The 25,402-nt window shown below is 50.9% G+C and carries 19 protein-coding genes and 1 pseudogene; 10 read left to right on the top strand and 10 right to left on the bottom strand.

Going from position 1 to position 25,402, the window contains the following annotated elements:
- Positions 1-15: 15 nt before the first annotated feature.
- From ACTHUG_RS01085 to ACTHUG_RS01115, 7 genes are all read right to left on the bottom strand, one after another.
- On the bottom strand, positions 16-1,233 hold the full coding sequence (locus tag ACTHUG_RS01085; RefSeq protein WP_440385955.1) for an MFS transporter: 1,218 nt from the start codon (positions 1,231-1,233) through the stop codon (positions 16-18).
- Between the two features lie 301 nt (positions 1,234-1,534).
- Entirely contained in the window at positions 1,535-1,963 is a 429-nt protein-coding gene (locus tag ACTHUG_RS01090) for a hypothetical protein (protein ID WP_036492127.1), read from the bottom strand.
- 8 nt (positions 1,964-1,971) lie between these two features.
- Positions 1,972-2,487: an outer membrane protein assembly factor BamE gene (locus ACTHUG_RS01095; RefSeq protein WP_295696831.1), complete on the bottom strand. Its 516-nt coding sequence runs from the start codon at positions 2,485-2,487 to the stop codon at positions 1,972-1,974.
- A gap of 459 nt (positions 2,488-2,946) precedes the next feature.
- The gene (locus ACTHUG_RS01100) at positions 2,947-3,585 is read right to left on the bottom strand and encodes an MBL fold metallo-hydrolase (protein WP_004519037.1); all 639 of its coding nucleotides are present in this window, start codon (positions 3,583-3,585) and stop codon (positions 2,947-2,949) included.
- A gap of 59 nt (positions 3,586-3,644) precedes the next feature.
- Positions 3,645-4,151, bottom strand: a complete 507-nt coding sequence (locus ACTHUG_RS01105) for a DUF4189 domain-containing protein (protein ID WP_440385956.1) — start codon at positions 4,149-4,151, stop codon at positions 3,645-3,647.
- Between the two features lie 55 nt (positions 4,152-4,206).
- The gene (locus ACTHUG_RS01110; RefSeq protein ID WP_440385957.1) at positions 4,207-4,857 is read right to left on the bottom strand and encodes an HAD-IA family hydrolase; all 651 of its coding nucleotides are present in this window, start codon (positions 4,855-4,857) and stop codon (positions 4,207-4,209) included.
- A gap of 10 nt (positions 4,858-4,867) precedes the next feature.
- A complete protein-coding gene (locus tag ACTHUG_RS01115; protein WP_440385958.1) occupies positions 4,868-5,854 on the bottom strand; it encodes an RluA family pseudouridine synthase in 987 nt (328 codons plus the stop codon).
- Positions 5,855-6,369: 515 nt separating this feature from the next.
- Here ACTHUG_RS01115 and ACTHUG_RS01120 point away from each other — a divergent pair.
- Positions 6,370-9,261 (top strand): Rne/Rng family ribonuclease, encoded by a 2,892-nt coding sequence (locus tag ACTHUG_RS01120; protein ID WP_440385959.1) that lies wholly within the window; start codon positions 6,370-6,372, stop codon positions 9,259-9,261.
- A gap of 233 nt (positions 9,262-9,494) precedes the next feature.
- A complete protein-coding gene (locus ACTHUG_RS01125) occupies positions 9,495-10,214 on the top strand; it encodes a hypothetical protein (RefSeq protein ID WP_314512747.1) in 720 nt (239 codons plus the stop codon).
- A 119-nt stretch (positions 10,215-10,333) separates the two neighbouring features.
- On the opposite strand, the gene mscL is transcribed toward ACTHUG_RS01125, so the two are convergent.
- Both mscL and fabI (ACTHUG_RS01135) read right to left on the bottom strand, forming a co-directional pair.
- Positions 10,334-10,777, bottom strand: a complete 444-nt coding sequence (gene mscL / locus ACTHUG_RS01130; protein WP_440385960.1) for a large conductance mechanosensitive channel protein MscL — start codon at positions 10,775-10,777, stop codon at positions 10,334-10,336.
- 448 nt (positions 10,778-11,225) lie between these two features.
- Positions 11,226-12,014: an enoyl-ACP reductase FabI gene (gene fabI, locus ACTHUG_RS01135; RefSeq protein WP_003748060.1), complete on the bottom strand. Its 789-nt coding sequence runs from the start codon at positions 12,012-12,014 to the stop codon at positions 11,226-11,228.
- 208 nt (positions 12,015-12,222) lie between these two features.
- Between fabI (ACTHUG_RS01135) and ACTHUG_RS01140 the strand changes: the two are divergent.
- A pseudogene (locus ACTHUG_RS01140) lies at positions 12,223-12,537 on the top strand (polyphosphate kinase 1); the annotation flags it as partial.
- Between the two features lie 59 nt (positions 12,538-12,596).
- Here ACTHUG_RS01140 and fabI (ACTHUG_RS01145) read toward each other — a convergent pair.
- Positions 12,597-13,385 (bottom strand): enoyl-ACP reductase FabI, encoded by a 789-nt coding sequence (fabI, locus tag ACTHUG_RS01145; RefSeq protein WP_003748060.1) that lies wholly within the window; start codon positions 13,383-13,385, stop codon positions 12,597-12,599.
- 208 nt (positions 13,386-13,593) lie between these two features.
- Here fabI (ACTHUG_RS01145) and ppk1 point away from each other — a divergent pair, with 208 nt between their 5' ends.
- The 7 genes from ppk1 (at position 13,594) to ACTHUG_RS01180 (ending at position 25,377) form a co-directional block, all read left to right on the top strand.
- Positions 13,594-15,651, top strand: coding sequence for a polyphosphate kinase 1 (gene ppk1, locus ACTHUG_RS01150; RefSeq protein WP_440385961.1), 2,058 nt, complete (start codon positions 13,594-13,596; stop codon positions 15,649-15,651).
- 102 nt (positions 15,652-15,753) lie between these two features.
- Positions 15,754-17,769, top strand: coding sequence for a prolyl oligopeptidase family serine peptidase (locus tag ACTHUG_RS01155; RefSeq protein WP_440385962.1), 2,016 nt, complete (start codon positions 15,754-15,756; stop codon positions 17,767-17,769).
- Positions 17,770-18,004: 235 nt separating this feature from the next.
- Positions 18,005-19,930, top strand: a complete 1,926-nt coding sequence (locus ACTHUG_RS01160) for a site-specific DNA-methyltransferase (RefSeq protein WP_440385963.1) — start codon at positions 18,005-18,007, stop codon at positions 19,928-19,930.
- Between the two features lie 10 nt (positions 19,931-19,940).
- Positions 19,941-22,568 carry a restriction endonuclease gene (locus tag ACTHUG_RS01165; protein ID WP_440385964.1) on the top strand — a complete coding sequence of 876 codons (2,628 nt, stop codon included), beginning with the start codon at positions 19,941-19,943 and terminating at the stop codon, positions 22,566-22,568.
- A gap of 290 nt (positions 22,569-22,858) precedes the next feature.
- Positions 22,859-23,095, top strand: coding sequence for an acyl carrier protein (gene acpP / locus ACTHUG_RS01170; RefSeq protein WP_003679644.1), 237 nt, complete (start codon positions 22,859-22,861; stop codon positions 23,093-23,095).
- A gap of 161 nt (positions 23,096-23,256) precedes the next feature.
- A complete protein-coding gene (gene fabF / locus ACTHUG_RS01175) occupies positions 23,257-24,504 on the top strand; it encodes a beta-ketoacyl-ACP synthase II (RefSeq protein ID WP_003748072.1) in 1,248 nt (415 codons plus the stop codon).
- A 183-nt stretch (positions 24,505-24,687) separates the two neighbouring features.
- Positions 24,688-25,377 carry a hypothetical protein gene (locus tag ACTHUG_RS01180; protein WP_440385965.1) on the top strand — a complete coding sequence of 230 codons (690 nt, stop codon included), beginning with the start codon at positions 24,688-24,690 and terminating at the stop codon, positions 25,375-25,377.
- The last annotated feature ends 25 nt before the right edge of the window (positions 25,378-25,402 follow it).

Below are 25,402 nucleotides of genomic sequence, written 5' to 3' on the forward strand. Positions count from 1 at the left end.
GCCAAGGTTTCCGCGTCAGGCGGCAGCCGCTTTCCGTTCATGAATCAGTAAATTCAACAGGGCGGCCGCGCCTGCCAAGACTGCGTCGGCGTACCACATCCAGCCGTAATCGTTGAAGCGCGTGATGACGATGCCGCCGATGTACGAACCCAAAAAGCCGCCGATTTGGTGGCTCAACATGGTCAACCCGAAGAGGGTGGACAAGTAGCGCGTGCCGAAAAGTTTGCCGGTAATGGCGGCGGTGGGGGCGACGGTTGCCAGCCAAGTGAAACCGAGTCCGGCGGCGAAAAGATAGAAGTTCAAATCGGTTTTAGGTGCGGCCAGATAAATCAATATCATGGCGACACGCGAAGCATATAAACCGAAGAGGACGTATTTGCCCAAAAATCTGCCGGTACACCAGCCTGAAAAAATACAGCCGGCAATGTTTGCCAAACCAATAATGGCAATGGAGGTCGAAGCGACCGTAGCAGGGAGGCCGCAAAGTGAAATTTCGGTCGGCAGGTGGGTAACCAAAAAGGCGATGTGGAAACCGCAGGTAAAGAAACCCAAATGCAGCAAGATATAGCTGCGGTTGGCGAAAGCCTTGCAGACGGCCTGCTTCAGGGTTTGGCCGCCGTCATCGGTATGGACGGTATGAGCAGCATGTTTGCCGCCGGCCAACCACCAAGAAATCGGCAAAATCAAGATGGCAATGACTGCCCAGACATAAAATGTCCCCGTCCAGCCGACGTGGGGCAGGGCAATCAAACCTTGAACCAGCGGCGCGAACAAAAATTGCCCTGCGGACCCGCCTGCATTGACCAGGCCGGAAGCCAAGCCACGCCGATGAGGCGGCGTTTTGGCGGCGACCTGTCCCATAATGATGGAAAATCCGCCCGAACCCGTACCGAATGCCAACAATAAACCGATACCCAGCATCAGCCCCCAATAAGTTGGCATTTGCGGCACCATCAGACAGGCGGCAATCAACAGAACTGTACCGCCGGCTAAAACCTTAAACGCGCCGAAACGGTCGGCCAACGCGCCCGACAAGGGTTGCGATATGCCCCACATCAATTGGAAAACGGCAATAATCAGGCTGAACTGGGTCATGCTCAACTCGGTCGAGTTGACGACGGGCAGGACAAAAAGCCCTAAAGTCATCCTCATGCCGATGGTAATCAGCAGGATGGAGGCGGCAGCGGCAATCAGCAGCCATAAATTGGGTAATTTGGCAGAAGAATCGGTCATGATGTTTGAGTGTGTAAGGGGCGGGGAATAAAAGCTATTCCTGCCACTATATTATTTATTTGATTTCTCGGCGGGCCGATATATAAACGCGCGATTCTAGCATTGGGCAAGAAACGGCATAAATAACCGTTGGTTCTTTGGATATGGTAAAAAGTGATATGGCTTGAGGATGAGTAGAGAATGAAGCGGCCAAATATTCTTCGTTTGGCTCTGACGGAGCAAGCAAATTGCCGTTGAATTTTCGTTTGAGAAGAAAGGCCATCTGAAAAGTTTCAGACGGCCTTTGTTTGACTGACTTACATCAGATGATTTCCAGAATGAAATACTGACGCAGTTTTTCGTACACATTATTTTGTACGTTGATACAACCATTGGTTATGATGCGGTCGGCCACATTGGGAGAAGCGATGCGTTCCATGCGCCTTTCCTGCGGCTTGAGCGTCCATACCCGGTGTAACGCAAACAGAAAGTCATTTTCTTCTTTGAAGCCGATAACCTCGCCACCGTAACCCGGTTTGCTGGTCATCATCGGTGTCATATTGAATTTGCCTTTCGGCGTGGTCTTGCCGATTAATACCGGATGGCACTGACCGTCATCGGCAAAGCAAAGCTCCGCCTTGGCTGTATTGACCACGACTTTTTTGCGTTGGATATAGTCACTGACAGCATCGGCAGCGGCCAAAGAGTTCAAGCCTGCTGCCAAGGCTATACCCAATAGGATCCGTTTCAAATTTGTCCTTATTGACGGATGCGTTTAGGAGCTTCTTTAATGATCTCGCGGATGATCACTTGAGGCTCTTGTTTAGGTGTAGGTGCTGGAGGAGGACATACAGCATCTTTAGGGAATACTGGATTCCAGAAGAAGCTGCGTGCAAATTTGTCTTTGTCGAAGATGACTTTGTATTGGCAAGTAGTGATGCCTTCAACGCCGGAAGTGTTTTCAGGGTCAACGCCTACGCCCGGGGTGTAGAAGTGGAACAGGTAGTCCCATTCACGCACGCCGACCATGCCTTCGTCGTAGTGAGGACGGCCGAGGATTTTGTAGATGTCGTCTTTGGTCAGGCCGGGACGCATTTGATCCAGCTCGTCAAAAGTCGGGAATGTACCGCGGTCTTTGTTGAAGGTCAGGGAGTAAGGTTTAGGGAAGCGAGGCTCGTCGGTAGTGCCTTCAGGAGTGATTTTGCTCTTAGTAGCACAGGCGGCCAGCAGGCCGGTAGCCAGCAGGGCAAAGCCCACTTTTGCGATTTTTTTCATTTGATAATCCTTTTATTGATTTTACCAGCCGAACTTTTCAGACGGCCTGTTAGTGCCGGCAGCGAGTTTGCCGGTTTACCCAAATAATGTTGTGCTTCTTAAAGATGTACCCGACGGTTTGACAAGTAGAACATCGGCACATTCCGGCAGGGCATTGCGCCTCATCTCCGTTGTATCCGCCTGAGTCGGCAGAACCGTTCAGACGGCCTGACTGACATTTATTGTCACTTTGTAACAATTTCACTGCGAGTAAGGCTTGGGGTTTGGAGATGTCCGGTTTTCGATAAATCAGGTTGTATTGCGTAATACCTTGTTATCTTTGTGCTTTAGTTCTTTTTGGCATTTGCCGGAGATTAGGTACTTAATCTTTCGGGTGTTATCCCTGCAAATTGTATGCCAGTTTTCCTTGATGCGCATAATTTGTGTATGCCGGAATGTTGGCTTTATACAACATTCATATTAACGAACCAGAAACGGATTGTATCTTTTCTCATGCCCGATGCTGGTCATGCGGCCGTGTCCGGCGATAACTTGCGTGGTTTCGGGCAGGGTTAATAGTTTAGCGCAGATATTGTTTATGAGGTCATCATGATTGCCGCGCGGAAAATCTGTGCGACCAACGGTCTCATAAAACAAAACATCGCCTGCGACTAAAAGCCCGTTTTCGGCGTTGTAAAAAACGACTTGTCCGGGAGTGTGGCCGGGAATGTGGAGGACTTGGAAGCTGTGGTTGCCGACCTTGAGCGTTTCCCCTTCTTCCAGCCAGCGTGTCGGCGTGAATGACGGAGAGACGGGGAAACCGTATTGCGCCGTTGTTTGCGGAAGGGCTTGGAGCAGGAATTCGTCGTCTTTGTGCGGGCCGAGAACAGGTACGTCGCAGGTTTTCAAAAGCTCAACCACGCCGCCTGCGTGGTCAAGATGGCCGTGGGTCAGCCAAATGGCGGTCAGCTTGAGGCCTTTATTTTGGACTTGTTGCAATAAATAGGGTACGTCGCCGCCGACATCGGTCAACACGGCTTCTTTGGTTTCGTCATCCCAAATCAGCGTGCAGTTTTGACGGAAGGGGGTAACGGCGTTGATTTCAAATTGGAGTGCCATGGGTGTTCCTGGGAAATGCTTATTTATGTTGTTTACGTTTCAGACGGCCTTTGGTCTATTTAGAATCTAGGCATTGAGCAACCTTCGTTTGCAAAAATAGAGCATTGAGAGCTGCCAGACTCTTGGCATTTCCTTAAGGCATCGGCCTCCGCAAGACCAGGGTCTCCTGTACCTGGAAAGGCAGCCCATTTTTTACCAGACTTTCCTTGGGCAACAGCAATACAACTATTTCGAACCCAAGCGTATACTTTACATGGCGCATTACGCCCTCCTCGTTCACATGTCTTAATAGCTTGTGCTTTAGCAGCTTCAAGCGATTCCATGTCAATTGCACCACCTGAATCACCTGTCTTTATGTTGGTTGCCCAGGCACCGTATCTTGAAGGAACATCGATGTTAACAATTTCCGTAGGCCGTCTCTGTTGGTGATGACCAGACGAACCACAATTGGGATTGTAGCCATACCCACACAATGCCGAATTGTTTTGCAATGCACCTCTGGTCACGTCATATCCATAAGTATTAATGCTTGCTAGTCCTAGCAGTATAAAAAGCAATTTTTTCATTTCAAGTCCAATCTGTTAGTTATCTAAATCTTTGTCAGTTGACGCACGCCGTCATTTATAAGGTTTCCAATACATCAGGCAATTCGGTCAAGCTGTTGAGCATGGCAACATGGGGCAGGGCGGAAAGCTGTTTGGCAGTATGTGCGCCGGTGGTGACTGCGATGGCGCGGATTTTGGCGTTGGCGGCCATTTCTAGGTCGTGGGTGGTGTCGCCGACGACGACGGCCTTTTCCGGCTCAACCCCCAGTCGGTCGCAGAGGGCGAGTACCATATCGGGCGCGGGTTTGGACGGATATTCGCTAGCGCAGGCGGTTTCCAGCCAGAAGGCTTGGGTGCCGGTTTGCTTGATGGACCTATCCAGTCCGCTGCGGCCTTTGCCGGTCGCTACAGCAAGCCAATAGCCTTGTTGCTTCAAGCGTTGCAGGCAGGGCAGGGCTTCGGGGAACAGGGTCATGTTGCGGTTGTTGGGATTGAGGTAGTGCGCGGCATAGGTCTCAATCAGGGTTTCCTGAACGTGTTCGCTGACGTTGTGGGCAAGGCGGCGGATGATGCCGGAGAGGCTGTATCCGATGAGCGGGCGGATTTGGTCGGCTTCGGGAACGGGTAGGCCGCAATCGGCAAAGCTTTGTTGGAAGGTGTGGATGATGGGGTTGGTGGTGTCGGCAAGCGTGCCGTCCCAGTCGAAAATGATGAGTTTGGGTTTCATGGGTTTCCTTTCAGACGGCCTTTTCCTGATTTTCCAACATTACAACGAATTGCGCCAATTCTTGCGGCAGGGGGGCTTTCAGGATTAGTTTTTCGCCGGTCAGCGGATGGGCGAGGTGCAGCTCGGAAGCGTGCAGGAACATTCTTTTTAAACCGAGTTTCTGCAGGCGTTTGTTGGCTTGATAGTCGCCGTAGCGTTCGTCACCGGCAATGGGGCAGTCTTGCGATTGCAGGTGGACGCGGATTTGGTGGGTGCGGCCGGTTTTCAGGGTGGCTTCAACAAAGGTCAGGTCGGATAGGCCGACTTGGTGCAAAAGGCCGTCTGAAAAACGGTTTAACACGCGGAAGATGGTGTGGGCGGATTGGCCGTCTTCGCTGACGCGCACCATTTTTTCGCCTTGTGCGCCGGTGTATTTGAACAGGGGGAGCTTGACGTGGAAGCGGTCGTTCGGCAGCCTGCCGACACCCAGTGCGAGATAGATTTTTTTCGGATGGTCGTTGCGGATGGCTTCGTGCAGCTTCACTAAGGCGCTGCGCTTTTTGGCAATCATCAAAAGGCCGCTGGTGTCTTTGTCGAGGCGGTGGACGAGTTCGAGATAACGCGCTTCGGGACGGGCGCGGCGGATTTGTTCGATGACGCCGAAACTCACGCCGCTGCCGCCGTGGACGGCAACGCCGGAAGGTTTGTTGATGACCAACAGCGCATCGTCTTCGTAAATGATGTCAAATTCGCGCGCAGGCGCGGCCTGGCTTTCAGACGGCCTTTGTTTTTCGGCGATGCGTATTGGTGGAATGCGGACGGTATCGCCTGCCTGAATGCGGTTGTCGGGTTTGCAGCGTTTTTTGTTCAGCCGCACTTCGCCGGCGCGGATAATGCGGTGGATATGGCTTTTCGGGACGCCTTTGAGGATTTTTATCAGATAGTTATCAAGGCGTTGGCCTTCCTCGTGTTCGGCAACGGCAATCAGGCTGACTGAATCTTTGCGTATTGCGTGCATTTTCTCTATAATCCCAAACGTCCGTTTCGGGACCCGAACCTGCCGTTGCAGGCCGTCTGAAACGGATTTATTGTTAAAACGAGATTTTATATTAAAAACGCACTCCGCAAAGCATTTCCTTGTGTTTGTTCAAAGCCGGCAAACGCAATCCCGTAATTAAGTTTGAATTGAACCTGCCGTCCGGCCGGGCGTAAGACGCAGTCCGCGCAGCACCGTCCGAAATTACCGGCGCTACGATAATAAGAAGATGTAGGCTGCCTTCATTTTGTCCGAAACATCAGCATTCGGACGGCAGCGGAACCATCAACCTTTCCGCCGCATTGTTCTTTATTTCCTTCTTTATCCGAATCCGTCCGCACATGGCTTGAGTTCAAGCATGCAACCTTGCGGATTTCAAATCAAAAACTGGTTACACAGGGGTTCCCCCATCTTGCCTTTGCAGAGTGCCAACCGGACAGACAGGCCGTCTGAAAAAGATATTCACAAATCAAACGGCCGCTGTTCACGAGGTGACTATGAAAAGAATGTTATTCAACGCAACGCAGGCCGAAGAGCTGCGCGTTGCCATTGTCGATGGCCAAAACCTTTTGGACTTGGACATCGAAACGCTGGGTAAAGAACAGCGTAAAGGCAATATCTACAAAGGTATCATTACCCGCATCGAGCCGTCGCTGGAAGCGTGTTTCGTCGATTACGGAACCGACCGCCACGGCTTTTTGCCGTTTAAGGAAGTGTCGCGTTCGTATTTCCGCGACTACGAAGGCGGCAGGGCGCGTATTCAAGACGTGCTCAAAGAGGGCATGGAAGTCATCGTCCAAGTCGAAAAAGACGAGCGCGGCAACAAAGGCGCGGCACTGACTACCTTCATCAGCTTGGCCGGCCGCTATCTGGTATTGATGCCCAACAATCCGCGCGGCGGCGGCGTATCCCGCCGTATCGAAGGCGAAGAGCGTCAAGAGTTGAAAGCCGCCATGGCCGAACTCGACATTCCGAACGGCATGAGCATCATTGCCCGCACCGCCGGCATCGGCCGCAGCGCGGAAGAGTTGGAATGGGATTTGAACTACCTCAAACAGCTTTGGCAGGCCATTGAAGAAGCAGGAAAAGCACACCATGACCCTTACCTGCTCTTTATGGAAAGCTCGCTGCTGATTCGTGCGATTCGCGACTATTTCCGTCCCGACATCGGCGAGATTCTGGTGGATAATCAAGAAGTTTACGACCAAGTTGCCGAGTTCATGAGCTACGTCATGCCGAGCAATGTAGGCCGTCTGAAACTCTATCAAGACCACACGCCGCTGTTCTCCCGTTTCCAAATCGAACACCAAATCGAAAGCGCGTTCGCCCGCAGTGTCAGTCTGCCTTCAGGCGGCGCGATTGTGATCGACCACACCGAAGCCCTGGTTTCCATCGACGTCAACTCCGCCCGCGCCACCCGCGGCTCGGACATCGAAGACACCGCGTTCAAAACCAACATGGAAGCCGCTGAAGAAGTCGCCCGCCAAATGCGTTTGCGCGACTTGGGCGGTTTGGTCGTGATCGACTTCATCGACATGGAAAATCCAAAACACCAACGCGATGTTGAAAACGTCCTGCGCGACGCGCTCAAAAAAGACCGCGCACGCGTGCAAATGGGCAAACTTTCGCGTTTCGGCCTTTTGGAATTGAGCCGTCAACGTTTGAAACCGGCTCTGGGCGAAAGCAGCCATGTTGCGTGTCCGCGCTGTGCCGGTACCGGCGTCATCCGCGGCATCGAATCCACCGCCCTGCACGTTTTGCGCATCATTCAAGAAGAAGCAATGAAAGACAACACCGGCGAAGTACACGCACAAGTGCCTGTCGATGTTGCCACCTTCCTGTTGAACGAAAAACGCGCCGAGCTGTTTGCGATGGAAGAGCGCTTGGATGTAAACGTCGTCCTGATTCCAAACATCCACTTGGAAAATCCGCACTACGAAATCAACCGCATCCGCATTGATGACGTAGAAGAAGACGGCGAACCGAGCTACAAACGCGTTGCCGAGCCTGAAGAAGACGAATCTGCCAAACCTTTCGGCAGCGAAAAAGCCAAAGCGGCCCGTCCTGAGCCTGCCGTCAAAGGCGTGCGCCATACCCAGCCTGCGCCGACTGTCGCCCCTGAGAAAAAAGCCTCTTGGTGGGACAGCTTCAAAGCCTGGTTGAAACGCATTTTCGGCGGCGAGCCTGCACCTGCGGCAGTCGCTCAAGAGCCTGCCGAAAAACGTACTACAACCAACCGCAGCCAAAACAGCAACCGCCGTTCAAACAGCCGCCGTCAAAATCCGCGCCGCAACAACAAACACGACGGCAGCAAAGTTGAAGTGCGCGAAGTAGGTGCCGAAGCCGCCGACAGTAAGTTTGAAGAAAGCAAATCAAACGAAAGCCGCAACGACGAGCGTAAAGAAAGCCGCCGCGGCCGCAACCGCAACAACCGCCGCGATGAGCGTAACAACGAGCTCAACCGTGTTGAGGAAACGGTTGAAGACGTAAACGTTCAAGAAGTGGCCGCACTGGCTGAGATGCCGTCTGAAAACCAAGCGGAACAAAACGGCAATAAACGCCGCCGCAACAACGGCCGCAACGAGCGCAACCGTAACCAATATGCGGAAAGCCATGTTGAGGACGCAAACGTTCAAGCCGATGGCGAACAAGCACAAGCGGAAGCGGACGACAACGCCCGCAGCGAAGAGGGTGTGAAAAACAACGGCCGTCAAGGACGCGACCGCAACAACCGTCAGCGCAACAACCGTAACGACCGCCGTTCAAACAGCAAAAAACGCAATATTCCGTCTTCGGCAAAAATCGAGCAATACCTGAACATTACCGATACCGCCGACAAAGTCCTCTTTGCCGTGGTGCATGTTTTGGGTTTGAACGAAACCGCCGAAACTGAAAATGTGCCTTTGCCGCAGGAAGATGATCATGCCGAGCCACTGGTGATTGTGGTATCCGAGCCTGAAGTTGCCAGCGCAGAGCCATTCGTATTTGCCATTGAAAGCGAAGACGAGCCTGCCGTCGCGCAAACCGAAAGCGCCGATGCCGAGCAAACCCTGTTGGCTTCTGCGGTCAGCAACGTCAAAGAAGCCATTTCCGCGGTATTGTCTCCGAATGAAACTGCCGTTGCAGAAGTCGCAGAACCGGTTGAAGCGGCAACTGAAACTGTGACAACGCAAACTGAGGCCGTAGCTGAAAAAGTGCCTGTTGCCGCTGTTTTGCCGGAAGGTTTGGGCGATTTGATTTTCGTTGAAACCGATCCGCAAGCCGTTGCCGCTTTTGCCGCGCAGCCGCAACCCGAACCGGTTGCCAAAACACGCCGTTCGGATGTGCCTAAAGTAGAAGTGGAAGACGTAGCAGTCGAAATGATTTTGGTGGAAACACGCAAAGACTAAGATTGGTTTTCCAGTTAAAAGCCCGATGTTGAACGCATTGGGCTTTTTTACAGGAGAAGTGCTACGACTATAGGGAATAGTTAAGAAAAGGAAATTTCTTTTGAGGAGGGTGAGAAGTATGAAGCATCAAGAAGTTGGAGTTCTCGATATGTAGAGCTCAGAATCATTGCTACCTTGAAAGACTTAGCCTTTACATAGGGTTGGTCCTGTATAAAAAATAAGATCATGGAAGTATGAATATGAAGTTAAGATATTTTGAATTAGATAGACCTTATGTGGAAAATCGCCAAAGGATCGAGGAGTTGATGGACTCAGCTTCATTAAGATACGAGGAGGCCAGGATAGAGGACTACAATCAAAATTGGAAATGCCATAGAAAAGCGTTTGTATATGAATCGAAGTGTATGACATCTATGTTGGAGCGACTCTTCAAGCCTGTTCCAACTAAGGATTGTTGGAAAATCATCATAGAATGCATGGATAAGGTCTGCAATCCTTGTATCATAAACTTACTTGGTGTCTATACTGTTCAGGTTCCATTTGATTTTTGTACCTATGAAGCTTTAGATCCTGTTGATAAGAAAAAGATGCTCTTGGCTGCTTTAGTTGAAGGGGCAAACCGTGTGTTTCATAAGCTTTCTATTCCATTCTGCTTACTTGGGGATGTAGTGAATGAAATAGAAAGAAACCATTATGAAAATAGTTGGGTATGGAAAAAGAAAAAGATTCAATCCACCACTTTTTCCATTCAAGTGGAACATCAGATCGATAAAGTTGACTTGTTTTGGAATATTGAAAATAAAGACAAGAGTATTCGTCATTTGATTAAAACCTGTCCTGCTCATGAAATGGATTATGGCGTTTATCTTGGTAAATTAGAGGTAAATGATAATTTCCTTTATCTATTGGGTAAAAATAATGAGGTCGTAAGCAAGGTTTCTATAAATAAATGAAGGATAGCTGCTTGTAGTTTTTCTTAAACAGCCAACTATGTCAGAGCGATGGAGTTAGAAAAGGCCGTCTGAAATGGTTTCAGACGGCCTTAGTTTGTGTGTATGTTTGGGTATTGTGATTATTTTTTGTTCAGAGAATCACGGATTTCGCGCAACAACAGAACTTCTTCGCTAGGCTCTGCCGGTGCTTCTTCAGCAGGAGCTTCGGTTTTTTTCACAGAGTTGATGGCTTTAACCACGCAGAAGATGGCAGCGGCGATGATCAGGAAGCTGATCACGGTGTTGATGAACAGACCGATGTTCAGGGTAACGGCACCGGCTGCTTGGGCGGCTGCCAGGTTGGCGTAACCTTCTGCAGGAGCGGCTTGTGCGCCGTCTTTCAACGTAATGAACAGGTTGGAGAAATCAACGCCGCCGATCAACAGGCCGATAGGGGGCATGATTACGTCGTCAACCAATGATTTGACGATGCCGCTGAATGCTGTACCGACAACCATACCGACTGCGAGGTCGATCACGTTGCCACGCATAATAAATTCTTTAAATTCTGAAGCGATTGACATAATTAATCTCCTGTATGTGTTTGAGTCAAAATCAGATGTAGTTCAATAAAACGGCAGGCATATTAACGCTTTATCGGTTAAGAAAATTTCAATAATGTTAAATTTTGTATTTTATGCTAAAAATGCCCGGCTTCTATGCCTTCTGTATGAAAAACAGGCCGTCTGAATTTTTTTTGTTACTTTTTTGCACCACTTTTTATCCGTGGCTAAGTATCAGATAATATGAATGTTATCTTTAGAATCAATGCTCTATCAAATCTTTAGGTTAAGGTGGAATGATAATATAATAATGTTGAAAACATAATCATTGAAAGCCTGTAAAGTTAATGTTTCGTATCCGTATTTGACTTTCAGACGGCCTTTTGGGTTATGCAGTTATTCAAGCCATAATGTAACGGCCATAAAAAACGCACTTTCATGATGAAAGTGCGTTTTGCGTGAAAACCGTTTAGTTCTCTTCGTCATTCAGCGCGTTAATGCTGTAACCGCCGTCAACGTAGGTAATCTCGCCGGTGATGCCGGAAGCGAGGTCGGACAAGAGGAAGGCGGCGGTGTTGCCGACTTCTTCGGTGGTAACGTTGCGGCCCAGCGGGTTATGGGAAGCGACGTGGCCCAAGAGTTTGCTTAAATCGGCGATGCCGGAAGCAGCCAGGGTTTTGATCGGGCCTGCGGAGATGCCGTTGCAGCGGATGCCTTCTTTGCCCAGGCAGGCGGCGGTGAAGCGGATGCCGGCTTCGAGGCTGGCTTTGGCCATGCCCATAACGTTGTAGTTAGGAATGGCACGAACGGCGCCCAAGTAGCTCAGGGCGACGATTGCGGCGTTGCGGCCCTGCATCATCGGACGGGCGGCTTTGGCCAGCGCAGGCAGGCTGTATGCGGAGATTTCGTGAGCGGTGTTGAACGCTTCGCGGCTGATGCTGTCGAGGAAGTCGCCGCTCAATGCTTCTTTGGGGGCGAAGCCGATGGAGTGGACGAGGCCGTCCAAGCCGTCCCAATGTTTGCCCAAGTCAACGAAAACTTGGTTGATTTCGTCGTCGCTGGCAACGTCGCAGCGGAACACGAGTTCGGAGCCGAGTTCGGCCGCCATTTTACGGACGCGCTCTTCCAGTTTGTCGACAACGTAGGTGAATGCCAATTCCGCGCCTTGTTCGCGGCAGGCTTTGGCGATGCCGTAAGCGATGGAACGCTCGGAGATCATGCCGGTAATCAGAATTTTTTTGCCTTGCAAAAAGCCCATTTTCTTATCCTTTAGCAGTGGTATTGCGGTTGCATTAAACTGCGCATTATAGCAAAAACCGCTGTTTCGGCATAGAAAACAACGGATAACCCTTTGTCTTGCCTCAAATAGGGATAAGGTTTTCTGCCAAGGCCGTCTGAAACCTGACGGAACGGCGGCAAAACGTTATACTTGATCATCTTAATGACCGATGTTTCAGGAGGAAACCATGCCCGAACAAAACCGAATTCTTTGCCGGGAACTCAGCCTGTTGGCGTTTAACCGCCGCGTATTGGCTCAGGCGCAGGATGCGAATGTTCCTTTGTTGGAGCGTTTGCGTTTTTTGTGCATTGTTTCTTCCAATTTGGACGAATTTTTTGAAGTGCGCATGGCGTGGTTGAAACGCGAAAACAAACTGCGTCCGCATCAGCTGCTCGATAACGGTAAAACCGCAGCCGAGACCATTGAGGCGGTGGCAAAAGAGGCGCAGGCGCTGATCCGCGAGCAATATGATTTGTTTAATTATGCAGTTATTCAAGCCATAATGTAACGGCCATAAAAAACGCACTTTCATGATGAAAGTGCGTTTTGCGTGAAAACCGTTTAGTTCTCTTCGTCATTCAGCGCGTTAATGCTGTAACCGCCGTCAACGTAGGTAATCTCGCCGGTGATGCCGGAAGCGAGGTCGGACAAGAGGAAGGCGGCGGTGTTGCCGACTTCTTCGGTGGTAACGTTGCGGCCCAATGGGTTGTGGGAAGCGACGTGGCCCAAGAGTTTGCTTAAATCGGCGATGCCGGAAGCGGCCAGGGTTTTGATCGGGCCTGCGGAGATGCCGTTGCAGCGGATGCCTTCTTTGCCCAGGCAGGCGGCGGTGAAGCGGATGCCGGCTTCGAGGCTGGCTTTGGCCATACCCATAACGTTGTAGTTAGGAATGGCACGAACGGCGCCCAAGTAGCTCAGGGCAACGATTGCAGCGTTGCGACCCTGCATCATCGGACGGGCGGCTTTTGCCAGCGCAGGCAGGCTGTATGCGGAGATTTCGTGAGCGGTGTTGAACGCTTCGCGGCTGATGCTGTCGAGGAAGTCGCCGCTCAAAGCTTCTTTAGGGGCGAAGCCGATGGAGTGAACGAGGCCATCCAAGCCGTCCCAGTGTTTGCCCAAGTCAACGAAAACTTGGTTGATTTCGTCGTCGCTGGCAACGTCGCAGCGGAACACGAGTTCGGAGCCGAGTTCGGCCGCCATTTTACGGACGCGCTCTTCCAGTTTGTCGACAACATAAGTAAATGCCAATTCCGCGCCTTGTTCGCGGCAGGCTTTGGCGATGCCGTAAGCGATGGAACGCTCGGAGATCATGCCGGTAATCAGAATTTTTTTGCCTTGCAAAAAGCCCATTTTCTTATCCTTTAGCAGTGGTATTGCGGTTGCATTAAACTGCGCATTATAGCAAAAACCGCTGTTTCGGCATAGAAAACAACGGATAACCCTTTGTCTTGCCTCAAATAGGGATGAGGTTGTCTGCTAAGGCCGTCTGAAACCTGACGGAACGGCGGCAAAACGTTATACTTGATGGTGTTAATGACTGATGTTTCAGGAGTAAACCATGCCCGAGCAAAACCGCATTCTTTGCCGAGAACTCAGCCTGTTGGCGTTTAACCGCCGTGTACTGGCTCAGGCGCAGGATACGAAAGTTCCTTTGTTGGAACGTTTGCGTTTCCTGTGCATCGTGTCTTCCAATTTGGACGAATTTTTTGAAGTGCGCATGGCGTGGTTGAAACGCGAAAATAAACTGCGTCCGCATCAGCCGCTCGACAACGGCAAAACCGCGGCCGAAACCATCGAAGCGGTGGCGAAAGAAGCGCAGGCCTTGATCCGCGAGCAGTACGATCTGTTTAACAAAGTATTGCAGCCTGCACTCAGCCGTGCCGGCATTCATTTCTATCGCCGCCACAAATGGACGGCCGCACAGAAAAAATGGATCGAAAACTATTTCGACAACGAGCTGTTGCCTATTCTCACGCCCATCGGCCTTGATCCGTCACACCCGTTTCCTCGCCCGTTAAACAAATCGCTCAACTTTGCCGTCGAACTAGAAGGTACGGATGCGTTCGGCCGTCCGTCCGGGATGGCGATTGTGCAGGCTCCGCGCATTTTGCCGCGCGTCGTCCCCATGCCGTCTGAAATTTGCGGCGGCGATGCAGGCTTTGTGTTCTTGTCTTCGATTTTGCACGCCCATGTCGGCAAACTCTTTCCCGGCATGAAGGTTAAAGACTGCCATCAGTTCCGCCTCACGCGCGACAGCGATTTGACGGTCGATGAAGAAGATTTGAAAAACCTGCGTGCCGCGATTCAAAACGAATTGCACGACCGCGAATACGGCGACGGCGTGCGCTTGGAAGTGGCGGATACTTGTCCGGCGCATATTCACGACTTCCTGCTTGCCCAGTTCAAGCTGACTTCTGCCGAGCTGTATCAGGTCAAAGGGCCGGTCAATTTGGTGCGCCTCAATGCCGTCCCCGATTTGGTGGACAGGCCGGATTTGAAGTTTCCGCCACGCAATGCAGGCCGTCTGAAAGCCTTGCGCAAAAACGGCTCCGTATTCAAACTGGTCAAACAGTCGCCGATCTTGCTGCACCACCCGTATCAATCTTTCGATCCGGTTGTCCAAATGATACGCGAGGCTGCTGCCGATCCGGATGTGTTGGCCGTCAAAATGACCATTTATCGTACCGGCAGCAATTCCGAGCTTGTGCGCGCATTGATGAAGGCTGCACTGGCGGGCAAGCAAGTTACCGTCGTGGTTGAACTGATGGCGCGTTTTGACGAAGCCAACAACGTCAACTGGGCGAAACAGCTCGAAGAGGCGGGTGCGCACGTCGTGTACGGCGTATTCGGCTACAAAGTCCACGCCAAAATGGCTTTGGTTATCCGCCGTGAAGACGGCGTGCTCAAGCGTTATGCCCACCTCGGTACCGGCAACTACCACCAAGGCACATCGCGCATTTACACCGACTTCGGCATCATCACCGCCGACGAACAAATTACTGCTGATGTGAACACTTTGTTTATGGAAATCACAGGCTTGGGCAAGCCGGGCCGTCTGAACAAGCTCTATCAAAGCCCGTTTACCCTGCACAAAATGGTCATCGACCGCATCAAGCAGGAAACCGAACACGCCAAAGCCGGCAAACCGGCGCGGATTACCGCCAAGATGAATTCCCTCATCGAGCCGAGTGTGATTGATGCGCTGTATCAAGCCAGCGCGGCAGGCGTACAAATCGACCTGATTGTGCGCGGTATGTGTACTTTGCGCCCGGGTGTCAAAGGCTTGTCCGAAGACATCCGCGTCCGCTCCATTATCGGCCGCCAACTCGAACACTCGCGCGTGTATTGCTTCCATAACAACGGCGCAGACGATACCTTTATCTCCAGTGCCGACTGGATGGGTCGTAACTTCTTCCGCCGTATTGAAGTCGCCACGCCGATTACCACGCCCGAACTCAAAGAACGCGTGATTCGCGAAGGTTTGGAAATGGCTTTGGAAGACAATACCCAGGCTTGGCTGATGCAGCCTGACGGCAGCTACGTCCGCACCCAGCCGCAAGACGGCGAGCCTGCGTTTGGTTTGCAGGAAGGTTTGTGGAAAATATACGGACGTTGAGTTGAATAATGTCTCAGGCCGTCTGAAATGCAGGTTTCAGACGGCCTTTTTTGATTTTGCCGTTATAATTCCGTTTCCCAATCTTTCAGACGGCCTTTTCCTATGAAATCTTACCCCGATTCCTATCTCCATTTTGAAAACCTCGAATCTCCCGAAACGCAAAATTTTGCCGCTGCGGCGGATGCCGAAACGCGCGCCCGTTTTTTAGAAAACGACAAGGCGCGCGAATTGTCTGACGGCATTTTGGCGCAGTTGCAGGACACGCGGCAGATTCCGTTTTGTCAGGAACACCGCGCGCGGATGTACCATTTCCATCAGGACGCGGAATATCCGAAGGGCGTGTACCGCGTGTGTACCGCGGCGACGTACCGTTCCGGCTATCCTGAGTGGAAAATCCTGTTTTCAGTGGCGGATTTCGACGAATTGCTTGGCGACGATGTGTATTTGGGCGGCGTGTCGCACTTGGTGGAAAAGCCCAACCGCGCGTTGTTAACACTGAGCAAATCGGGCGGCGATACGGCGTACACGCTGGAAGTGGATTTGGAAGCAGGGGAGTTGGTAGAAGGCGGTTTTCACTTTCCGGCAGGCAAAAACCATGTGTCGTGGCGCGATGAAAATAGCGTGTGGGTGTGTCCGGCTTGGGACGAACGCCAGTTGACCGAATCGGGCTATCCGCGCGAAGTGTGGCTGGTGGAGCGCGGCAAAAGTTTCGAGGAAAGCCTGCCGGTGTATCAAATTGCTGAAGACGGCATGATGGTGAACGCTTGGCGCTATCTCGATCCGCAGGGTTCGCCGATTGATTTGATTGAAGCGTCGGACGGTTTTTACACCAAAACTTATTTGCAGGTGTCGGCCGAAGGCGAGGCAAAACCGTTGAACCTGCCCAATGATTGCGATGTGGTCGGCTATCTGGCGGGGCATCTTTTGCTGACGTTGCGCAAAGACTGGAACCGTGCGAACCAAAGCTATCCGAGCGGCGCGCTGGTGGCGGTGAAGCTGAATCGGGGCGAACTCGGGGCGGCGCAGCTTTTGTTTGCGCCCGATGAAACGCAGGCATTGGAAAGCGTGGAAACGACCAAGCGTTTTGTGGTGGCGAGCCTTTTGGAAAACGTACAAGGCCGTCTGAAAGCGTGGCGCTTTACCGATAGCAAATGGCAGGAAGTCGAGTTGCCGCGCCTGCCTTCGGGTGCGTTGGAAATGACTGACCAACCGTGGGGCGGAGACGTGGTTTACCTTGCCGCCAGCGATTTCACCACGCCGCTGACGCTGTTTGCGCTGGATTTGAACGTGATGGAACTGACCGTCATGCGCCGCCAGCCGCAGCAGTTTGATTCAGACGGCATCAACGTGCAGCAGTTTTGGACGACTTCGGCCGATGGCGAGCGCATTCCTTATTTCCACGTCGGCAAAAACGCCGCCCCCGACACGCCAACGCTGGTCTATGCCTACGGCGGTTTCGGCATTCCTGAATTGCCGCATTATCTGGGCAGCGTCGGCAAATATTGGCTGGAAGAGGGCAATGCCTTCGTGTTGGCGAACATACGCGGCGGCGGCGAGTTCGGTCCGCGCTGGCATCAGGCGGCGCAGGGAATCAGCAAACACAAAAGCGTCGACGATTTGCTGGCCGTCGTGCGCGATTTGTCCGAACGCGGCATGAGTTCGCCCAAACACATCGGTTTGCAGGGCGGCAGCAACGGCGGCCTGATTACCGCCGCCGCCTTCGTGCGCGAGCCGCAAAGCATAGGCGCGCTGGTGTGCGAAGTGCCGCTGACCGACATGATCCGCTATCCGCTGCTCTCCGCAGGTTCAAGTTGGACGGACGAATACGGCAATCCGCAGAAATACGAAGTCTGCAAACGCTGGCTGGGCGAATTGTCGCCGTATCACAATCTTTCAGACGGCATCGATTATCCGCCAGCACTCATTACCACCAGCCTCAGCGACGACCGCGTCCATCCCGCCCACGCACTCAAGTTCTACGCCAAACTGCGCGAAACCTCGCCGCAATCGTGGCTCTACGCGCCTGACGGCGGCGGCCATACCGGCAACGGCACGCAACGCGAATCCGCCGACGAACTTGCCTGCGTCTTGCTGTTTTTGAAAGAGTTTTTGGGGTAGAAGCAAGCAGCAGGACTGACCGTTTTGTAAAGTTGAGAAACAAAATACTCTTGTTTCGGCAAGTGAAAAGAAGGCCGTCTGAAAAACGAATATTAAAGTTTTCAGACGGCCTTCTTTTCTTTTAACTTTCAACATATCCCGATAAAATGGACACTTTGTAAGTAATCATTGATGGAAGACGCAATTATGGCAACCGAACCGAACCGAACCGAACCGAACCGAAATTATACACGATTTGGAAAATAATTTCAAACAAAACAACATATTAAAACTCAAACAAATCTTTCCCGAAGTCTTTTGCGAAGACCAAATCGACTTTGAGAAGCTCAAACTCGTCCTCGGCGCCGAAAACCTTGCCGGCGCGGGCGAACGTTATCAACTCGATTGGGCGGGCAAAACCGCCGCCTATCTCAACCTGCAAAGCCCCACTTCCCGAACCCTCGTTCCCTGCAAAGAAGAATCCGCAGATTTCGACGGCACGCAAAACGTGTTTATCGAAGCCGAAAACCTCGAAGCCCTGAAAATCCTGCAAAAAGCCTACGCCGGCAGCGTGAAGATGATTTACATCGACCCGCCCTACAACACCGGCAGCGATTCCTTTATTTATCCCGACAAATTCTCCGAAAGCCGTGAAGAATACGCCCGCCGCGTGGGTGATACCGACGACGCGGGCTACCTGAAGCGCGACGGCGTATTCCAAGGTGCATGGCGCAAAAACGGCAAAGACAGCGGCCATTACCACAGCAACTGGCTCTCCATGATGCTGCCGCGCCTGCATCTGGCAAAAACCCTGCTGCGCGAAGACGGCGTAATCTTTATCTCGATAGACGACAACGAACAGGCACAGCTGAAACTGCTATGTGATGAAGTGTTTGGGGCGGAGAATTTTGTTGCTGAGTTGCCATGGAAGGGGCGTGGTGGCGGTGCAGATGACAAGAATCTATTGCAAAACCATGAATATATTTTGATGTATGCAAGAAATAAAGAACAATTTACTGTGGGTAGGAAAATCAAATCTGATGAGAAATTTCCCAAGTTTGATGCTGAAAAAAATAGATTTTATAAAACACAATTAGCAAGAAAATGGGGAAGTGGTGCAACACGCCAAGATAGACCAAATCTTTTTTATCCGATTAAGACATATGATGGAATTGAAATTACACCAAAACTTCCTGATGGTTCTGATGGACGATGGCGGTGGAATGAAAAAAGAATGAAAACATGTTTATCAAATAAAGATATTGAATTTCAAAAACGTGATGATGGAGAATGGGAAGCATATGAGAAAGTTTATCAACCATTAGAGGGCGAATTCCGCACACAGCTTTATGCCGCATGGTTGCAAAGCGAAATTGCGGAAGAATTAGAAGAAATTTTAGATGAAACTGATGGTAAAAATACAGCTTTTGGTACAAAACAAACAAAATTGCTTTTTGATAATCAAGCATATTTTAGTTATCCAAAACCAACACCTCTCATCAAAATTTTGATGAAAATTGCATCTTTAAATAACAATGAAATTATTATGGACTTCTTCTCCGGCAGCGGCACCACCGCCCATGCCGTGATGCAACTTAACGCCGAAGACGGCGGCAGCCGCCGTTTCATCTGTGTGCAACTCCCCGAAGAAACCGACGAAAAATCCGAAGCGCGCAAGGCTGGTTTTGACACGATTGCCGAAATTGCCAAAGAACGCATCCGCCGCGCGGGCAGGCAGATTTCAGACGGCCTTCAAGACGGATCGGAAATAGATACGGGTTTTAAAGTTTTCAAACTTGCCGAAAGCGGTTTCAAACAATGGCGGCAGCCCGGACAGGCCGATACGGAAGCCCTGCAACGCGAATTGTATTTGAATATCGATTCCGTGCTGTCTGAAACATCGTCTGAAAATCTGCTCTACGAATTGATGCTGCGTATGGGCTTGAAGCTGACTTGCAAAGTTTCGTTTTCAGACGACGTGTATTTCGTGGAAGACGAGGATACGGGCGGGCTGTACGCTTTCCTGTTGGAACGTGTGGATCAAGGTTTGATTGATGCCGTGCTGTCGAAGCATCCCGCCAAAGTGGCGACATTGGACAGGCTGTTCGAGGGCGACGATGCGCTTAAAAGCAATACCGTATTGCAGATGAAGGATGCGGGCGTGATGTTCGAGTGTGTGTAGGGAGAAAACGATGGAACTGAAATTTGAAGAACTGCCCTATCAGCTTGATGCGGTAAATGCCGTTGCGAATCTTTTTGCAGGACAGCCGAACCATGCCCGGACATTTGATTTGACCAGTCAGGGGACGGGGCGGTTTGTCGGCAACAGCTTGGATTTGGATTGGGAAACGCTAGGTAGGAATCTGAATGCGGTACAAAAGCAAAACAGACAGCCTGAAACGGAAATCGGCGCGCACGGGCTGAATTTTTCTCTGGAAATGGAAACGGGTACGGGCAAAACCTATGTCTATCTGCGCACGATTTATGAATTAAACCGCCGCTACGGCTGGAAGAAGTTTGTGATTGTCGTACCGAGCGTACCGATACGCGAAGGCGTGTTGAAAAGCCTGGAAATTACGAAGGCACATTTTGACGGGGTGTTTGGCAGGCCCGTGATGCGTTATGCGGAATATTCAAGCGGCCGGCTGTCGGACTTGCGCGCTTTTGCGGTAAACGACCACATCGAAATTTTAGTGATCAACATCCAGTCGTTTGAAAAAGACGGAAACGTTATCAATAAGGTAAACGAAAGCGGGGAAGCACCGATTAAGTTTATTCAGGAAACGTGTCCCATCGTCATCATCGACGAGCCGCAAAATATGGAAACGGAAGGCCGTCTGAACGCTTTGGAATCGCTCCATCCGCTTTTTACCCTGCGCTATTCGGCAACGCATAAAAACCCTTACCACAAGGTTTACAGCCTGAATCCCGTGCAGGCATATAATTTGAAGCTGGTCAAACAGATTGAAGTCTTGCCAGTATTGGCGGAAAACGATGTGAACGGCGCATTTGTTGAAATCGTAGAAATCAAACAGGGCAAACGCAAAATAACCGCCAAACTCAGCATCCATTATCAGGACAAAAAAGAAACTAAAAAGAAACCTGTCAGCGTGTCCGTAAAAGACGATTTGTTTGAGAAATCGGGCGGAAATCCCGCCTACCGCTACGGCTTTGCTGTAAACGATATCGATATCGGAACCGGGGAAATCAAGTTTTCAGGTGGCCTGAAAATCAGCCGTAGCAGCAACAGCGACGTAGTGCGCGATGAAATCATGAAAAACCAAATCCGCGAAACGGTAAGGGAGCATTTGGCGAAGGAGAAACGGCTGAATCCGCTGGGGATTAAGGTGTTGTCGCTGTTCTTCATCGACCGCGTGGAGAACTACCGCACAGCAGATGGAACAGCGGGCAAGTTTGCCCTTTGGTTTGAAGAAATTTATCGAGAGCTTTCAGGCAGCACCGATACGGCAGGCGTACACGACGGCTATTTCTCGCAAGACAAAGGCTGTCTGAAAAACACCGACGGCACAATGCAGGCGGACAACGATACCTACCGCCTCATTATGCGCGATAAGGAAACCCTGCTTTCCTTTGATAGCCCGCTGCGCTTTATCTTTTCCCATTCCGCGCTGAAAGAAGGTTGGGATAACCCCAATGTATTCCAGATCTGCACGCTCAACGAAACCCGCTCGCCGCTGAAAAAGCGGCAGGAAATCGGGCGCGGGCTACGTATAGCCGTCAATCAGGAAGGGCGTCGCGTGCGCGATGAAAAAGTGAACGTACTGACTGTAGTGCCGAACGAAAGTTATGAATTGTTTGCCGCCAATCTGCAAAAGGAATACGAAGACGAATGCGGTATCAAATTTGCCGCCGAAAACATCAAGGACGGCAATAAGAAGAAAAAACAGCTATTTCGCAAAGATTTTCCGCTCGACCCCGAATTTCAGGCAATTTGGGAGAGATTGAAATACAAAACGCGCTACCGCGTGCGCTTCGATACGGAAGAATTGATCAAACAGGCTTCGGCGGCAGTGGCAAACCTGCCAGAAATCCAAAAGCCGAGAATCCGCGTCCGCAAGGCGCAATTGAAACAATCCCAAACCTACGGTATCGAAACAGTCGAAATTGCCAGCCGCAGCCGCGAAATGGACGTTCAATGGGAAATCCCGGACATACTCGGCGAGATCCAAAAAAAGACGGGGCTGACACGGCGCACGGTGTACGAAATCATCACACAGTCGGGTCGTCTGAAAGATGTAGCTGGTAATCCGCAACGCTTCATCGACCTTGCTGCTGAAGCGGTAAACCGCAGCCTGTACGCACTGATGGCGGCAGGAATTGAGTATGAACAAACCGGCGAAGTGTACGACCAAAAGCTGCTGGAAAATATGGTGTGCGAAGGTATTGAGTTTTATGAGAACAGCTTTACATTTGCAGTAAGTAATCCGCAAAAAACCATTTGCGAAAACTATATCCCATTGGATTCCGGAACGGAAAAAAACTTTGCCGCCGATTGCGAGCATTATGATGCTGACCATGAAGGTGGTGTAGCGTTTTATTTCAAGCTACCCGGATGGTTCAAAATTCCTACCCCACTGGGCAATTACAATCCCGATTGGGCAGTGGTAAAACAGGTTCAGGGCAAAGTGTACTTTGTTGCAGAAACCAAAAATACTGGCAAAGGCATTCAGGCGGGTGTGGATACGGACAAACTACGCCAGAATGAGAGGCTGAAAATCGAATGCGGCAAGCGGCATTTTGCGGCATTGGACGGGCTGGAATATCGTGAAACGGATGATGTGGGCGGCTTGGAAAAATAATTGGAGAAAATATTTGAAATTACCTTAAAGCCGTTTGAGAAGCCGATATTAGGGTTTTCAGACGGCCACGAATCACGATAATCAAACTTAACCCTATGATATCAAATAAAAACAATTTCCTGCTTGTAGGTTAAAATCAGCCTATGCTAATATGCGCAACAACAGGTTTTTACTGAATAATCTGTGCTAAAATGCAGGATTAGATGGAAAACTCTATCCGAATTCGGTACAATACCGACGAATTATTTCTCTTAAACAACCTGCCGCAAGGCGAAAAGGAACGACTAATTATGTCAAACATCGAACAACAAGTTAAAAAAATTGTTGCTGAACAACTGGGCGTAAACGAAGCCGAAGTGAAAAACGAATCTTCTTTCCAAGACGATTTGGGTGCTGACTCTCTGGACACCGTGGAACTGGTGATGGCTTTGGAAGAAGCTTTCGGCTGCGAAATCCCTGATGAAGACGCTGAAAAAATCACTACCGTACAATTGGCTATCGACTACATCAACGCCCACCAAGGCTAATCGGTCGCCTCAAACACCCAGCCTCTGCTGCGCTATCGCAATAGAGGCTTTTACCTTATTATCAAACCCCTGAAATTTCAGACGGCATGAGTTTTGCCCGTTTCCACGAAGAAAAGAGCAAGTCTGCCGCGAAAATCCCGACAACCAACAGCGAGATTATCATGAGTCAGAGAAGAGTAGTCATCACAGGTCTTGGCCAAGTATCACCGGTCGGCAACGACGTCGCCACCGCATGGAGCAATCTGCTCGCAGGCAAAAGCGGCATCGGACGGATTACCCGCTTTGACGCATCCGACATCAACAGCCAAATCGCCGGCGAAGTGCGCGATTTCGACATCGGCCAATACATCAGCGCGAAAGAAGCGCGCCGCATGGACGTGTTTATCCATTACGGTATCGCCGCCGCCCTGCAAGCCATCAATGATTCAGGCTTGGACGATTTGGAAACCCTCGACAAAGACCGTGTCGGTGTCAACATCGGCTCCGGTATCGGCGGCCTGCCGAGCATTGAAGCTACCGGCAAAGCCGTACTCGAAGGCGGCGCGCGCAAAATCAATCCTTTCTTTATTCCTGGCTCGTTGATCAACCTGATTTCCGGCCACGTGACCATCCTTAAAGGCTACCGCGGCCCGAGCTACGGCATGGTTTCCGCCTGTACCACCGGCGCACACTCCATCGGCGACTCTGCACGACTGATTAAATACGGCGATGCGGATGTGATGATTGCTGGCGGTGCGGAAGGCGCGATCAGCACTTTGGGCGTGGGCGGCTTTGCTGCGATGAAAGCCCTTTCCACCCGCAACGACGATCCTGCCACCGCATCCCGTCCGTGGGACAAAGGCCGTGACGGTTTTGTTATCGGCGAAGGTGCGGGCGTGCTGGTGTTGGAAGAATTGGAACACGCGAAAAAACGCGGTGCGAAGATCTACGCCGAAATCGTCGGCTTCGGCATGAGTTCCGATGCCTACCACATTACCGCGCCTAACGAAGAAGGCCCGGCATTGGCGGTTACCCGTGCGCTGAAAGATGCCGGCCTGAACCCTGAAGACGTTGATTACGTCAACGCACACGGTACGTCCACTCCGCTGGGCGATGCCAACGAAACCAAAGCCCTCAAACGCGCTTTGGGCGACCATGCGCACAAAGTCATTGTCAACTCTACCAAATCCATGACCGGACACTTGCTCGGAGCGGCTGGCGGCGTGGAAGCGTTGTACAGTGTGTTGGCAGTGCACGAGCAAAAATCTCCACCGACCATCAACATCTTTGAACAAGACGTTGAAGCCGGTTGCGATTTGGACTACTGCGCCAACGAAGCGCGCGACGCGAAAATCGACGTTGCCATCTCCAATTCCTTCGGCTTTGGCGGTACCAACGGCACATTGGTATTCAAACGCTTTACAGGCTGATATAGGTTTTAAGCCAGATTGAAAAGGCCGTCTGAAACTTGGTTTTCAGACGGCCTTTATATTGTCCGTATTATAAATATTGTTGATAATCTATATCATTTATAGAATAATATGGTTTCGTCTAAAATTTGTCCGAGTTTTTCGGATGAATAGTCTAACCATATTCTACATCAGGAGTAAGCGATGAAACGCATCGGCATTTTGACATTGGCCGCCTTAGCTGCCATACCTGCATTTGCAGCTGATTTCGGCCATGAACAAGCATTGGCCATAGACGGCAAACCTGCTTATCTGGCAGAAACATCGGCCCGTATTTTGGCAAGTGAAGATTTGACTGCGCCGCAGTTGGTTGAAGATATTGCCGATGGGTTGGGGTCGAAAAAAATTCCGGGTTATAAATTGATGATTATGGGCCGTACTTATTCGGTGGCGGCGGAAACCAAACCGCCCAGAGAGGGCCAAACTCAGTGGCGAGATAATACGTTCATTCATCGCGGCGTAAAACTGTTTGTCGGTATTCCGGTTAAAAACGGCAAGATGGATTTGGCAGCTGCCCGATTGATTAATATCGGCGTGGTTGACGATAACGGTGGTGCCGCGCCTCATGATGAGGGTGAAAAAATCCGTCCGGTCGGCAAGCAGCTGATGTCTCCCGATACCAAAGTGGAAAATGTGAAACTCAATATTGCCAAACTGACATTCCCAAATATGAAATTGGGCGAAACCAGTGGCGGTGGTGTGAAATTGGAAGCATCGGCAACATTGGACGGTAAACCGATACAAACCAAAATTGACAGCACTTTCTCCCGCTTCTATTCGGCCAAACCAGCCGCTACACGGCCGTTTATGGCAGATGCACGGTTTGTGAAATAATCGCAAAGGCCGTCTGAAATCCAGT

The sequence above is a fragment of the Neisseria sp. P0022.S009 genome, assembly GCF_051956675.1.
In the GTDB taxonomy this organism is placed as follows: Bacteria; Pseudomonadota; Gammaproteobacteria; order Burkholderiales; family Neisseriaceae; genus Neisseria.

Coding starts and splice junctions, on each gene's coding strand:
- ACTHUG_RS01125 (WP_314512747.1), top strand. CDS start 9,495: ATGAATATGAAGTTAAGATATTTTGAATTAGATAGACCTTATGTGGAA.
- fabI (WP_003748060.1), bottom strand. CDS start 13,385: ATGGGCTTTTTGCAAGGCAAAAAAATTCTGATTACCGGCATGATCTCC.
- ACTHUG_RS01085 (WP_440385955.1), bottom strand. CDS start 1,233: ATGACCGATTCTTCTGCCAAATTACCCAATTTATGGCTGCTGATTGCC.
- ACTHUG_RS01120 (WP_440385959.1), top strand. CDS start 6,370: ATGAAAAGAATGTTATTCAACGCAACGCAGGCCGAAGAGCTGCGCGTT.
- ppk1 (WP_440385961.1), top strand. CDS start 13,594: ATGCCCGAGCAAAACCGCATTCTTTGCCGAGAACTCAGCCTGTTGGCG.
- ACTHUG_RS01095 (WP_295696831.1), bottom strand. CDS start 2,487: ATGAAAAAAATCGCAAAAGTGGGCTTTGCCCTGCTGGCTACCGGCCTG.
- ACTHUG_RS01110 (WP_440385957.1), bottom strand. CDS start 4,857: ATGAAACCCAAACTCATCATTTTCGACTGGGACGGCACGCTTGCCGAC.
- mscL (WP_440385960.1), bottom strand. CDS start 10,777: ATGTCAATCGCTTCAGAATTTAAAGAATTTATTATGCGTGGCAACGTG.
- fabI (WP_003748060.1), bottom strand. CDS start 12,014: ATGGGCTTTTTGCAAGGCAAAAAAATTCTGATTACCGGCATGATCTCC.
- ACTHUG_RS01155 (WP_440385962.1), top strand. CDS start 15,754: ATGAAATCTTACCCCGATTCCTATCTCCATTTTGAAAACCTCGAATCT.
- fabF (WP_003748072.1), top strand. CDS start 23,257: ATGAGTCAGAGAAGAGTAGTCATCACAGGTCTTGGCCAAGTATCACCG.
- ACTHUG_RS01100 (WP_004519037.1), bottom strand. CDS start 3,585: ATGGCACTCCAATTTGAAATCAACGCCGTTACCCCCTTCCGTCAAAAC.
- ACTHUG_RS01165 (WP_440385964.1), top strand. CDS start 19,941: ATGGAACTGAAATTTGAAGAACTGCCCTATCAGCTTGATGCGGTAAAT.
- ACTHUG_RS01115 (WP_440385958.1), bottom strand. CDS start 5,854: ATGCACGCAATACGCAAAGATTCAGTCAGCCTGATTGCCGTTGCCGAA.
- ACTHUG_RS01180 (WP_440385965.1), top strand. CDS start 24,688: ATGAAACGCATCGGCATTTTGACATTGGCCGCCTTAGCTGCCATACCT.
- acpP (WP_003679644.1), top strand. CDS start 22,859: ATGTCAAACATCGAACAACAAGTTAAAAAAATTGTTGCTGAACAACTG.
- ACTHUG_RS01105 (WP_440385956.1), bottom strand. CDS start 4,151: ATGAAAAAATTGCTTTTTATACTGCTAGGACTAGCAAGCATTAATACT.